The organism is Pseudomonas cremoris, from assembly GCF_014230465.1.
This window is the reverse complement of sequence record NZ_JAAXCY010000001.1, coordinates 287,540-300,692: the sequence shown is the minus strand read 5'-3', so window position 1 is coordinate 300,692 and position 13,153 is coordinate 287,540. Positions and strand designations below refer to the sequence as shown.

General features: G+C 60.5%; 7 protein-coding genes. 5 read left to right on the top strand and 2 right to left on the bottom strand.

Annotated features, from left to right (window positions below; all coding sequences use genetic code 11):
• The first annotated feature begins 148 nt into the window (after positions 1-148).
• Complete coding sequence (locus HF257_RS01400) at positions 149-4,969, top strand: NEL-type E3 ubiquitin ligase domain-containing protein (RefSeq protein ID WP_185703830.1); 4,821 nt, start codon at positions 149-151, stop codon at positions 4,967-4,969.
• A gap of 15 nt (positions 4,970-4,984) precedes the next feature.
• Here the strand turns inward: HF257_RS01400 and mnmC are convergent, their stop codons facing one another.
• Positions 4,985-6,973: a bifunctional tRNA (5-methylaminomethyl-2-thiouridine)(34)-methyltransferase MnmD/FAD-dependent 5-carboxymethylaminomethyl-2-thiouridine(34) oxidoreductase MnmC gene (mnmC, locus tag HF257_RS01395; protein WP_185703832.1), complete on the bottom strand. Its 1,989-nt coding sequence runs from the start codon at positions 6,971-6,973 to the stop codon at positions 4,985-4,987.
• Positions 6,974-7,127: 154 nt separating this feature from the next.
• Between mnmC and pap the strand changes: the two genes are divergently transcribed.
• From pap to HF257_RS01380, 3 genes are all read left to right on the top strand, one after another.
• On the top strand, positions 7,128-8,645 hold the full coding sequence (pap, locus tag HF257_RS01390) for a polyphosphate:AMP phosphotransferase (RefSeq protein WP_185703834.1): 1,518 nt from the start codon (positions 7,128-7,130) through the stop codon (positions 8,643-8,645).
• Positions 8,646-8,736: 91 nt separating this feature from the next.
• A complete protein-coding gene (locus HF257_RS01385) occupies positions 8,737-9,921 on the top strand; it encodes a thiolase family protein (protein ID WP_185703836.1) in 1,185 nt (394 codons plus the stop codon).
• Between the two features lie 196 nt (positions 9,922-10,117).
• Positions 10,118-11,074, top strand: a complete 957-nt coding sequence (locus tag HF257_RS01380) for a DMT family transporter (RefSeq protein ID WP_185703838.1) — start codon at positions 10,118-10,120, stop codon at positions 11,072-11,074.
• On the opposite strand, the gene HF257_RS01375 is transcribed toward HF257_RS01380, so the two are convergent.
• A complete protein-coding gene (locus HF257_RS01375) occupies positions 11,071-12,453 on the bottom strand; it encodes a class II fumarate hydratase (protein ID WP_185703840.1) in 1,383 nt (460 codons plus the stop codon). The genes HF257_RS01380 and HF257_RS01375 overlap by 4 nt on opposite strands.
• A gap of 181 nt (positions 12,454-12,634) precedes the next feature.
• On the opposite strand from HF257_RS01375, the gene HF257_RS01370 reads away from it, so the two are divergent.
• Positions 12,635-13,153 carry a DUF2059 domain-containing protein gene (locus HF257_RS01370; RefSeq protein WP_185703842.1) on the top strand — a complete coding sequence of 173 codons (519 nt, stop codon included), beginning with the start codon at positions 12,635-12,637 and terminating at the stop codon, positions 13,151-13,153.

Sequence of the window (13,153 nt, the reverse complement as noted above, 5' to 3'; positions counted from 1 at the left end):
GTTGTATAAACGTGGTGGTAATCGAGTGTCGGTTCAATGCAAATTTCGCGGTCTGGACGGGGCTGAATGCCCCGGTATTTGAATCTGAGTTCAGCGCAGGTGCGCTTATCGTAGCGAGTCATCAATCAATGATTTAAGGATGGCTACGATGACCGAAGCTACTGATTTATATACGCTCACCGAGCCGGTGACCAAGGATGAACTGGACGCTGCTCTACTGGAAATGACCGGCGATCTGGGCAAAGCCCGGGTGCTGCACAACACCTTGCCCGGCTGGATGCTCAACGCGCCCTTACCTGCGTTGACGGCTCTCGAAGACACGTACCGGCGTAGCAATGTCGAACGCCAGAACCTTCAACAACGTTTGAATCGCTTGCAGCCCCTGGACCAGTTCTGTATCGACAAGCTAAGTCGCTACTTGGCCGAAAAGGGGCATCCTGAGCTGGATGTGCGCTGCGACTATTTTGAGCGCCCGCGACGTGACCCGGTGGGCGTGACCTACATCACTGGCCTTTCGATTGAAACGCCGGCCTTGGAAGAACACAGCCTGGTGCTGTCAGCCATGCAAAATTTCTCCGAGGCCGAAGCAAAGCCTGGCGGCTTGCCAGACAAAACCCTGATTCGCGAGGGCGTGCACGATGCCCAGGTCACCGGCATCACCGCGCAGCAATTTGTCGGTTACTGCCGGGCATTAGACCTAGGCAATGCCTATCAGGAGCACGTGCGCGAGGTCTTTGACCTACCGGCTCCAGGTGAGTCGCCGTCGGGGCCCCACTATGCCCAGGCCTTAAGCGACGTGGGGTTCAGCAAGAAAGCCGATATGTTGATCGACCTGCATATGGCCCTGGCCAAGCAGCACATTAGCCAAGCGAACCACACTCGGCTGCTCAATCTGATCAACACCAACATGACGGTGGATTGGGTCGTCAAATCCAAGCCCGACGGCAAGCCCTTGATCTGGCAAGGCTTGAAAATCGCCAAGGCGTGTCTGTGGAGCGTGCTGGTGTTTTCCGAGGACACCTTGGGCGAGTTGGCCGCCAATAAGTTCATCATTTATATGCCCAACGACCCGGCGCGGCCTTGGTTCGAGTACGCGTCGATGGAGAGCTTCAAGCAGTACCTGACCTCCAAATTGAAGGAAAAACCTTACCTGGAGTTTTTTGAGCGTTACCTGGATGAGTTGGAGCGTCTCCAGTTCTTGAGCGACTTTAAAAGTAACCCGGCGTTGGGGGCGTTCGAGAGCATCAGTTCGAAGGGCAACCTCAGTGATTTTTTCTTTCGAAGTTGCGTTGGCAAAATCCAATTGGACGCGCGGGTGCTGGCCGTGCCGACGGCTGATGTGGATGAAGAAGCCCGGCGGAAACGCCTGATGGATTACCTCGACTACGGACTGGACATCTTGAACGTTGCGGGGTTTTTCGTGCCCGTGCTGGGCCAGTTGATGATGGGCGTTGCCATCGGCCAGATGCTCGGGGAGGTGTTCGAGGGTGTGGAAGACTGGAGTCATGGCGACAACGCGGGCGCGGTCAAGCATTTGATCTCAGTGGTGGAGAACATCCTCGCCATGATGGCGTTTGCGGCGGGAGGGCGTGTGGTCGGGGCGCTCAAGCGAAGTCAGACAACGCTGTCGAAGTTTTTTGACGAGTTTGAGGCGGTGCAACTGCCCGATAACAGTGCTCGTCTATGGCGGCCTCGCTTCGAGCATTACCGTCAACCGCAGGGGCTACCGCAGCCTTGGGTGCCCAATAAGCACGGGGTGCATCAGGCGAATGGTCGTTCGTATATTCAGATCAATCGCGCCGCCTATTCCGTCAGCTTTGACTGGGATCTGCGTAAGTGGCGCCTCAACCATCCCAGGCGTTCGACGGCCTATCAGCTGCCGTTGAAACACAACTTGGGCGGTGGCTGGCAGCATATCTTTGAGCGCCCGCATGAGTGGACGGACCCGATCTATAGCCTGCACCGCATTGACCCTACCTTGGCGCAAATACCGTCCGAGGCCCTGCAAAGCATCGCAGCGATCAGCCACATCGACCTAGCCGACCTGCAGCGCTTGGCAATCGATAACAAACCGTTGCCGGAACGGTTTCAGGACACCGTGGCACGGTTCAGGCAGCACGAAAAGGTCCTTGATCTGATTGACGCCCTGGGGCAGGAAGGTCCGCTCAACCCGCATACTGCCCGCACCCAGATGCTGGCCTTGCCGTTGATGCCCGGCTGGCCCAAAGGGCGCTTCTTTGAGCTGCTGGACAGCACGGGCAACCTGTTGGAAAGCCATCCGGACCTGGCGCCCTTCGATTATGAAGACCACAGCATCCATATTACTGAGCAGCAACTCAAGGATGGGCAGGTGCTGGAAACCTTACTCACCGTTTTATCCAAAGCGCAGCGCAATACCTTGCTTGGTGAGACGGTGACGTTGGCAAAGGCCAAGGCGTTGCTCAGAAAGCGGTTGCTGGACACTGTCCGCGGCCAGCACGGCGCGTTGTATCGCAAGCTGTATGAGGATTACAAAAGCGTGCGCTGCGACGAGATGGAGCCACTGTGCACGCGGTTTACCCAATTGCCACGCAACGTAGCCTGGGAGCTGGGCACCAAAGCCTCGTCCCTTGACCGTCGGTATCTGCGTCAGACCCGGCGTATACCGCTGACGTTGGAGCAGCATATCCGTGAGGCGCTGGATCAAATGGCTGAGGATCAGGCCTTGATGGGGTTGTATTGGCCGCCCCTTGCGGATGCCGCGACCCATCGCCTGACGTTTGGGATGCTGGGTCGGTTGGCCCATTGGCCAAAAGACTTATCACTGCAACTGCGTGAAAACAGCCTTACCGGCAAGCTGTTGGAGCAGGCCGGGCCTGATACTGCGTTGGTGCGCCGCACGATCGTACACAATGACCAGGGGGTCCAAGCGTTCAATGAGCAAGGCGCTAGCCTGAACACCCTGGTGAGCGGGCCGGACGCGTTGTTGCAGTCGGTGGTGGATTGCCTGTCGCCGTGGCAGCGCAAAGTGATGAACTTGGTGGGACCGGACCCCGCACAGCGTTTGCGTAGTCAGTTGCGCTTCAAGTCCCAGGATGAGCGCGAGCGCGTGGCGCGGTACCTATGGCCTGAACGGGCCGTTCCTGAAGAGGTTTCGAGCTGTGGTGTGGCGCAGATGGAGCAGGACAAGCCTCCATCCATCGAGTTTGCCCCAGCGCTGGTAAACAAGATGAGGGCGCTGTACCCCTTAGTGAGCGAAGCCGAACGATTAAAGATATTGCGTGACGCGGGCACGGATCACCTTAGTCGGGCCAAAGCGGTTAAAGCATTGGAAGAGCAGTTCGCGCAGCTGCACAAAACGTTGGTGCGCTGGACCAGGGAGCGCCCCGAGTTTACACATGGAGAGGCGCCACCACGGGACCGGCGGTTGAGTCGTTACCAGGTGCGCCAATCCATTGAGCGGTGCTGGAGTCGGGCGTCTTTCGTGGAGGATAGCGATTTTCAAAAGGTGCCGGGTCTTGAGCTTGACCGCATGCACGTAGGCGAGCTGCCAACATTGCCTGATGGGGTTAATTTTGACCATGTGCAGCAGTTGTCTTTACGCAGTATGAGCCTCAGCGAAGACATATCCGCGTTTCTTAAACACTTTAAAAACCTGCGCGGGCTTGAACTGGCCGACAACAAACTTGCACAAGTCCCTGAAGCGCTGTCTTCGATGCCCATGCTGGAACACCTGAACCTGGCCCGCAACAAACTGAACATGACCGAAGGTACGCGACGCAGGCTCGCCAGTCTGAGTCGGTTGAAGGTCCTCAACCTGGCTGGCAATCCGTTGCGCGATGGCCTTGATGTCTCGGCGCAATCCTCGCTGCGCGAGTTGATTCTGCGTGATTGCCGTTTGACTGAATTTCCTTCGGGTGTCCGGCGTTTACCGCACATGGAGCACCTTGATTTGCGCAGTAATGAGATCAAGGATTTGCCAGCGTGGCTATTTGAGCTGCCTCATCGCTACGCGCGAACGGTCAACTTGCGTGATAACCCAATATCGACCAACAGCCAAATCGCGCTGAGTGCCTATCGCATGCGCTCGGGCGTTGGCATGGGTTACGTTGAAGATAACAACACCCGGATGGATGAGCAGACGGCGCGCCAAGCGTGGCTGGCAGATGAGCGGACCAGCGAGTATGCAGAAAGGGACCTTGCCTGGAGAGCACTGAAAAACGAACCGCGCAGCGACGCGTTATTCAATTTAATGGCCCGCCTGGTTAATACGGCCGATGCGACCAAGGTGCGTGACGATTTGGAGCGGCGTATTTGGCGGGTGTTGGATGCCACCGCTGCGGATGCCAAGTTGCGCGAACGCGTGTTCAACCGAGCAGCAACGCCGATCAACTGTGATGACGCAGCTGCGGCGAGTTTCAGTGACCTTGAGGTGCTGGTCGATATCCACGAAGCCTCGCGCTCAGCGGCGGGCGGGCAGGCGAGTGCAAAATCGCTGCTTGACCTTGCCAAGCGGCTATTTCGCCTGAGCCAAGTGGAAAGCTTTGCCCTTGCCTACAGCAAGAAACACCCCGAGACCGATGGAGTGGAAGTCAGCCTGTTTTTCCGCACACGGTTGGCGCAAAAACTGGAATTGCCAGGGCAGCCCAAACACTTGATCCACGAAGACTTGGCCGGTGTGGCGCCGTCGGACCTGGCCGAGGCGGAAACCGCCGTGAAGAGCGCCGAACTCTCTGCGGCGCTGTTGCAGTACATCGTCAAGGTGCGTTTTTGGATCAACTATTTAAAGCGGACTTCTTCCGATAGGTTTGCCACCGTGTTCAACCCTTTTTTCGAACAGTTGGCGGCGCTCGAAACTAAAGTCCCTGCCATTACCGAGGGGGACTACCTGACACAGTCAAACCTGATCATGGAGGAGAAAGACAAAGCCGAAGCCACAGAAATCGAGCGCCTGACGAAAGAAGAAATGCGCCGGGGCGACACATGCTGAAGCCTCGTCAGCGGCTCACCTTGCAGGCGCCTTGGCTCGAATCAGCGTACGCAGCGCAAACCGATTGGGGTGGCAGGCCTCAGCCACGCTGCGCGGCAGCGGCAATGGCTCGTTATCCAGCCAGGCCGCCAGCAGTTCGCCGCACAACGGTGCGGTGATCAACCCGCGCGAACCGTGGCCGCTGTTGATATACAGGCCGGGCAACCAGGGGCAGGGGGTTTGCGGGACTTGTCGGGCGTCCTTGCCCAGCACGGCGTAGGCCTGATTGAACGTCGCAAGATCGGCCAACGGCCCGACGATGGGCAGGTAGTCGGGGCTGGTGCAGCGGAATGCGGCGCGGCCTTTCAGTTGCTCCGGCGCCAGGCGGTCGGCGCCCAGGCGGTGCAGCAAGTCTTCGGAGATCTCCCGCAGCATCTCCAGGTTGCCGGCGTGTTCGGCGGCGGTGGGCGTGAGGTCGTCGCTTTTGAAGTCGAAACTGGCGCCGAGGGTGTGCTCGCCCAGGCGTGCCGGGGCAACGTAGCCTTCAGCGCAGACCACCGTGGCCAAGGCTTCGCTCGCTTGGGTTTGTGTCAGCCGAGTGATTTGACCGCGAATGCGTTTGAGGGGCAGCTCGGCACTGTCTGGGAAGTGCTTGATGTCGGCGGCGCCTGCCAGTACGACCACACTGGCGCTGGCCAGCAGGGTGTCGCCGTCACGGGCTTGCCACTGCTGGTCGCCCCATTGCAGCTCAACGGCGTTGTGGTGTGTGAGCACCTCGATCAACGGGTGTGCCACGTGCCATTGGCACAGGGCTGGCGGGTGGACCCAACCGCCCTCAGGGAAAAACAACCCGCCTTGTTCCAGCTGGATGCCGGCTTGTAGCTGGGCCTGGTCGCGGTCCAGCAGGTGTAACAGTTCGGGCGCAAAAGCCTCGGCCAACTGCGCCTGACGCTCGGCTTCCTTTGCATTGAAGGCCAGTTGCAGTACGCCGCAATCGTCCCAGTCAACGCCACGGTGCAGGTGCTCCAGCAGCCGGCGGGTGTGGCCGAACCCGCTGAGAATCAACTGGGACAACGCGGTGCCGTGGGCTGACAGCTTAAGGTACAACACGCCCTGGGGATTGCCCGAGGCTTCCTGGGCCAGCGCGGCGTGGCGCTCCAGCAGGCTGACGCGCCAGCCCCGCGCGGCGAGGCTGGCGGCCGTGGCGCAACCGGCCAGACCGCCGCCGATGACCATGGCGTGGCGCTCACCCTTGGTCGTCAGTGGCCGAGCAAACCAGGGTTTAGTCGCAGGCGGTGCAGGTGTTTCGGTTGGCCAGCCAAGGAATTCACCGCGCAGGATCTCCCACTTGTGACCGATACCCGGCGTGCGCTTCATCTTGAAGCCCGCCGCGTTGATCAACCGCCGCACCCAGCCAGTGCTGGTAAAGGTGCTGATGGTCGAACCGGGCGCGGCCAGGCGCGCCAGTTCGGCGAACAGCTCGGCCGTCCACATGTCCGGGTTTTTCGCCGGGGCAAAACCGTCGAGAAACCACGCATCGATCTGCGCATCCAGTTGCGGTAACTGTTCCAGGGCATCGCCGATCAACAGGGTCAGGGTTACGCGGCCGTTGTCCAGCACGAGGCGTTGGAAGCCTTGGTGGATGGCGATGTACTGCTTGAGTAGCTGCTCGGCGAACGGTTGTAATTCGGGCCAGAGGGCGAGGGCGCGTTGCAGGTCGGCGGGGCTCAGTGGGTACTTTTCCACGCTGACAAAATGCAGGCGCGCACCGGCCACGGCGTGTTGCTCGAACAGTTGCCAGGCGCAGAGAAAATTCAAGCCCGTGCCAAACCCTGTTTCACCAATCACCAGGCGCCCACCCGCCGGCAGCGCGGCAAAACGCTCCTGCAAACGGTTCTGTTCAAGGAACACATAGCGGGTTTCTTCAAGGCCCGACTGGTCGGAGAAGTACACATCGTCGAACACCCGCGAGTGCGGGCGGCCTTGGTCGTCCCAGTCGAGCTGGGCGTGGGATACGGGGTTCATGGGCGGCTCATAATATGAAGCAGGTAAAGGCAAGGCCGCCATTCTAGCCGATCAACAGGCGTTGAATTGACCCACGGCAAGCGCGAGTGGAATTTCCTCCCGCGTGTTGCTGCCCAATCCGCTAGTCTTGAGCCATCTTGAAACGGAGCTGCCCATGTTCGAATCCGCCGAAATCGGTCACGCCATCGACAAAGACACCTACGACGCCGAAGTGCCGGCCCTGCGCGAAGCCCTGCTGGAAGTGCAGTACGAGCTGCAACAGCAGAAGCGCTTCCCGGTGATTGTCCTGATCAACGGCATTGAAGGTGCCGGCAAGGGCGAGACCGTCAAGCTACTCAGCGAATGGATGGACCCGCGCCTGATCGAGGTGCGCACCTTCGACCAGCAGACCGACGAAGAACTGGCTCGCCCGCCAGCCTGGCGCTACTGGCGCCAACTGCCTGCCAAGGGCCGCATGGGGATATTTTTCGGCAACTGGTACAGCCAGATGTTGCAGGGCCGCGTGCATGGGCAGATCAAGGACGCCCGTCTCGACCAGGCCATTGCCGGTGCCGAGCGTCTGGAAAAGATGCTCTGCGATGAAGGCGCGCTGATCTTCAAGTTCTGGTTCCACCTCTCCAAGAAGCAGATGAAGGCGCGACTCAAGGCCCTGGCCGACGACCCGCTGCACAGCTGGCGCATCAGCCCGCTGGACTGGCAACAGTCCGAGACCTACGACAAGTTCGTGCACTTTGGCGAACGTGTGCTGCGTCGCACCAGCCGTGACTACGCACCGTGGCATGTGATTGAAGGGGTCGATGCGCATTACCGCAGCCTCACGGTGGGCAAGCTGCTGCTGGAAGGCATGCAGAATGCGCTGAAGCTGCCTAAGGGCAAAGCCAGCGGCATGAACCCCGCGCCGTTGATTCCATCGGTGGACCAGAAGAGCCTGCTCGATAGCCTCGACCTGAACCAGCGCCTGGAAAAGGACGATTACGAAGAACAGCTGATCACCGAACAGGCGCGCCTGTCTGGCCTGATGCGCGACAAGCGCATGCGCAAGCACGCACTGGTCACGGTGTTCGAGGGCAACGACGCAGCGGGCAAAGGCGGGGCGATCCGCCGTGTCGCCGCCGCGCTCGACCCGCGCCAATACCACATCGTGCCGATTGCCGCGCCGAGTGAAGACGAACGCGCGCAGCCGTACCTGTGGCGGTTCTGGCAGAAGATCCCGGCGCGAGGCATGTTCACCGTGTTCGACCGCTCGTGGTATGGACGCGTGCTGGTGGAGCGTATCGAAGGCTTCTGCACCCCGGCGGACTGGATGCGCGCCTATGGCGAAATCAACGACTTTGAAGAGCAACTGCGCGATGCGGGCGTGATCGTGGTCAAGTTCTGGCTGGCCATCGACAAGGACACCCAGCTGGAGCGCTTCCAGGCCCGCGAGGAAATCCCCTTCAAGCGCTTCAAGATCACCGAGGACGACTGGCGCAACCGCGACAAGTGGGACGACTACCGCGCCGCCGTGGGCGATATGGTCGACCGTACCAGCACCGAGATCGCCCCGTGGACGCTGGTGGAAGCCAACGACAAGCGCTGGGCGCGGGTCAAGGTGCTGCGCACCATCAACCTGGCGCTGGAGGAGGCGTTTGCCAAGTCCGACAAGCACGACAAGAAAGGCAAGAAGAAGTAGGCCTATATGCGGGGTGAATGATCGTCGCGGTTGGAATCAGCTGGATCTATTCTCGATCCATCTCCCAACAACGACAAGATCGAGGTAGCCCATGCGTGAAGTAGTGATCGTCGACAGCGTGCGAACCGGCCTGGCCAAATCCTTTCGCGGCAAGTTCAACCAGACCCGTCCGGATGATATGGCGGCCCATTGCGTCAACGCGCTGCTGACCCGCAACGGTATCGACCCGGCGACGGTGGAAGACTGCATCGTCGGCGCGGGCTCCAACGAAGGCGCCCAGGGCTACAACATTGGGCGCAATGTGGCGGTTCTCTCCCAGTTAGGCACTGGCACGGCGGGCATGACCCTCAACCGTTTCTGCTCGTCGGGCTTGCAGGCGATTGCCATCGCGGCCAACCAGATCGCGTCGGGGTGCAGCGATATCATCGTCGCGGGCGGCGTGGAGTCCATCAGCCTGACCATGAAAAGCGTCAACACCGACAACCTGATCAACCCGCTGCTCAAGGAGCAGGTGCCGGGCATCTATTTCCCCATGGGCCAGACCGCCGAGATCGTCGCGCGTCGCTACAACGTCAGCCGCGAAGCGCAAGACCTGTATGCGTTGCAAAGCCAGCAACGCACTGCCCAGGCCCAGGCCGACGGCTTGTTTGACGATGAAATCGTACCGATGGCGGTCAAGTACAAGGTCGAGGACAAGAACACCGGCGCGGTGCAGATCCTCGACGGTGTGGTTGACCGCGATGACTGCAACCGCCCCGACACCACCCTGGCCAGTCTGCAAGGCTTGAAGCCGGTATTTGCCGAAGACGGCTCGGTGACGGCGGGTAACTCTTCGCAGCTCTCCGACGGCGCCTCGATGACACTGGTGATGAGCCTGGAAAAAGCCCTGGCGCTGGGGCTCAAGCCGAAGGCATTTTTCCGTGGGTTTACCGTGGCCGGTTGCGAACCGGACGAAATGGGCATTGGTCCGGTGTTCTCGGTGCCCAAGTTGCTCAAGGCCAAGGGCTTGCAGGTGGCGGACATTGACCTGTGGGAGTTGAATGAGGCGTTTGCGTCGCAGTGCCTGTATGCACGCAATCGCCTGGAGATTGATAACGCGAAGTACAACGTCAACGGTGGCTCGATTTCCATCGGGCATCCGTTCGGTATGACGGGTTCGCGGCAGGTGGGGCATCTGGTGCGTGAACTGCAACGGCGCAACCTGCGCTACGGCATCGTCACCATGTGTGTGGGCGGCGGCATGGGCGCCACGGGGTTGTTCGAAGCCGTGCGCTAAATCCCACTGGAGAAACCGGATCAAAAAGGTGGGAGCGGGCTTGCTCGCGAATGCTGGGTGTCAGTCGCTACATGTATTGGCTGACACACCGCATTCGCGAGCAAGCCCGCTCCCACATTTTGATGTGTGGCGTATCAAGAGTCGGGCTATTGCCCCTAGAATGCAGGCTCCTCCACCTCTGGCTCCTGGGGCACTCATGCACATCTCTTCCGGCCGCTGGGTCTACGGTTTTCTCCTGACCCTGCTGACCGCGCTGCTCTGGGGCATCCTGCCGATCAAGCTCAAGCAGGTGCTGCAGGTGATGGACCCGATCACCGTCACCTGGTTTCGCCTGACCGTCGCTGGCGGTTGTCTGTTCATCTATCTCGCCCTGACCAAGCGCTTGCCCAGTCCCAAGGTGCTCGGCCCCAAGGGGAAATGGCTGGTAGGCATGGCCGTGTGCGGCTTGGTCGGCAACTACGTGCTGTACCTGGTGGGCCTGCAAATGCTCAGCCCCGGCACGGCACAGTTGGTGGTGCAGATGGGACCGATCTTCCTGATGATTGCCAGTGTGTTCGTGTTCAAGGAGCGTTTCAGCGTGGGCCAGGTAGTGGGACTGGTGGTGCTGATCTGTGGCTTCGGCCTGTTCTTCAACCAGCGCCTGACGGAGCTGCTCACCTCCCTTGGCACCTATACCGCTGGCGTACTGACGATTTTGCTGGCGACGACCATCTGGGTGTTCTACGCCCTGGGCCAGAAGCAATTGCTGACGGCGTGGAATTCGTTGCAGGTGATGATGGTGATCTACCTGTGCTGCGCCGTATTGCTCACGCCTTGGGCGCATCCGCTGGAAGCACTGGACTTGAGCCCGCTGCAAGGCTGGCTGTTGCTGGCATGCTGCATGAATACCCTGGTGGCCTATGGCGCGTTTGCCGAGGCACTGGCCCATTGGGAAGCCTCGCGGGTGAGCGCGACCCTGGCGCTCACGCCGTTGGTGACGTTTGTGGCGGTGGCTTTGTCGGCGTGGCTATGGCCGGACTATGTGCATGCCGAAGAGATCAACGCCCTGGGCTATGCCGGGGCGTTGGTGGTGGTGCTGGGGTCGGCAACCGTGGCCTTGGCGCCGTCGCTGATTGCCGGGCTCAAGGCCCGGCGAGTGCGCATGGCCTCTTAATTGCCCAGCATGTTTTCCGGGCGTACCCACTGGTCGAACTCGGCGTCAGTGAGGTAGCCCAGGTCGAGTGCCGCTTCGCGTAGCGTTAGCCCTTCGGCATAGGCCTTCTTGGCGATTTCTGCCGACTTGTCATAGCCGATATACGGATTGAGGGCGGTCACCAGCATCAATCCGCGCTCCAGGTGGTCAGCCATTTGCACGGCGTCCGGCTCTAGCCCGGCCACGCAGTGCTCCTGGAAGTTGTTGCAGCCATCGGCCAGCAGGCGGATCGATTCCAGCAGGTTGTGGATGATCACCGGCTTGTACACGTTCAACTGCAAGTGACCTTGGCTGGAAGCGATGCCAATGGTCACGTCATTGCCCAGTACCTGGCAAGCCAGCATCGATAACGCTTCGCACTGAGTGGGGTTGACCTTGCCCGGCATGATCGAGCTGCCGGGTTCATTGGCCGGCAGCTTGACCTCGGCCAGGCCCGCGCGGGGGCCAGAGCCGAGCAGGCGCAGGTCATTGGCGATTTTCATCAGGGCCACGGCCAGGGTTTTCAGCGCGCCGTGCAGCGTGACCAAGGGCTCATGGCCGGAGAGGGCGGCGAATTTGTTCGGTGCGGTCACGAACGGCAACCCCGACAACGCCGCCAGCTCGGAGGCAATCGCCTCGCCAAAGCCGTGGGGGGCATTGAGCCCGGTGCCGACGGCCGTGCCGCCTTGAGCCAGTTCGCACACGGCGGGCAGGGCGCTGCGCACCGCGCGTTCGGCGTAGTCGAGCTGGGCAATGAAGGCCGAGAGTTCCTGGCCGAATGTGATCGGCGTGGCGTCCATCATGTGGGTGCGCCCGGTCTTCACCAGCTTCATATGCCGAGCAGCCAGTTCGGCCAAACCACCGGAAAGCGTGGCGATGGCTGGCAACAGGCGCTGGTGCACCGCTTGGACGGCCGCAATGCTCATGGCCGTGGGGAAGCAGTCGTTGGAGCTTTGGGAGCGGTTCACGTGATCGTTGGGGTGCACCGGGCTTTTGCCGCCCCGGGTCTTGCCCGACAGCTCGTTGGCGCGGCCGGCGATCACTTCATTGGCGTTCATGTTGCTTTGGGTGCCGCTGCCGGTCTGCCAGACCACCAAGGGGAACTGGTCGTCGTGTTGGCCGGCGAGCACTTCGTCGGCGGCCTGTTCGATCAGGCGGGCGATGTCAGCGGGCAAGTCGCCGTTGCGGTCGTTGACCCGTGCCGCAGCCTTTTTGATCAGGGCCAGGGCGTGCAGTACCGCCAGGGGCATGCGTTGCTCACCAATGGCGAAATTCACCAGCGAACGTTGGGTCTGGGCGCCCCAGTAAGCGTCATCCGGGACATGGACGTCTCCCAGGCTGTCGGTTTCGATACGGCTCATCGGGCACACTCCTTCAGGTTCGTTTGCGCAGTTTAGGCCCTGATCGGGCAGGTGGGTTCCCTAAAAGACTTTTCATCGGGCAATCCAGGCCCGACAAGGCCTGGGGTTGAGCCGCGAGGTTTTTTAGGCGCAGAATGGGCGCCCTTGGGGTCTTACCTCGCCTGCTAGAAAAGGAAACTCGATGACTCGTCTTCGTGCCATCTGTACCGCGGTTGCTCTGGTGTGCGCCAGCGGCCAGGTTCTTGCCGATACCGCCAGCCACAACGCCAGTGCCGAAGCCTTCCTTACCCTGGCCCACGCTGACAAGCTGGGTACCCCGGTGTACATGCAAGTGCAGCAAATGTTCGCCCAGCGTTTCGAACAGACCCAAGCGCCTGCCGCCAAGCAGTCCGTACTGGACAGCTACCAGGCCAAGGCCAACGCCGCTTTGGACCAGGCCATTGGCTGGCCGAAGCTGAAACCGGACATGGTCAAGCTCTACACCACAAACTTCAGTGAATCCGAGCTCAAGGACCTGGTTGCTTTCTACCAGTCGCCACTGGGCAAGAAAGTCCTGGAAAAAATGCCGCAACTGACCCAGCAATCGGCCCAGATGACCCAGGCCAAGCTGGAAAGCGCCGTGCCTGTGGTGAACAAGCTGTTGGAAGACATGACCAACGAGCTGGCGCCTAAAGCCGCTGCCCCGGCCAAGAAGAAGTAA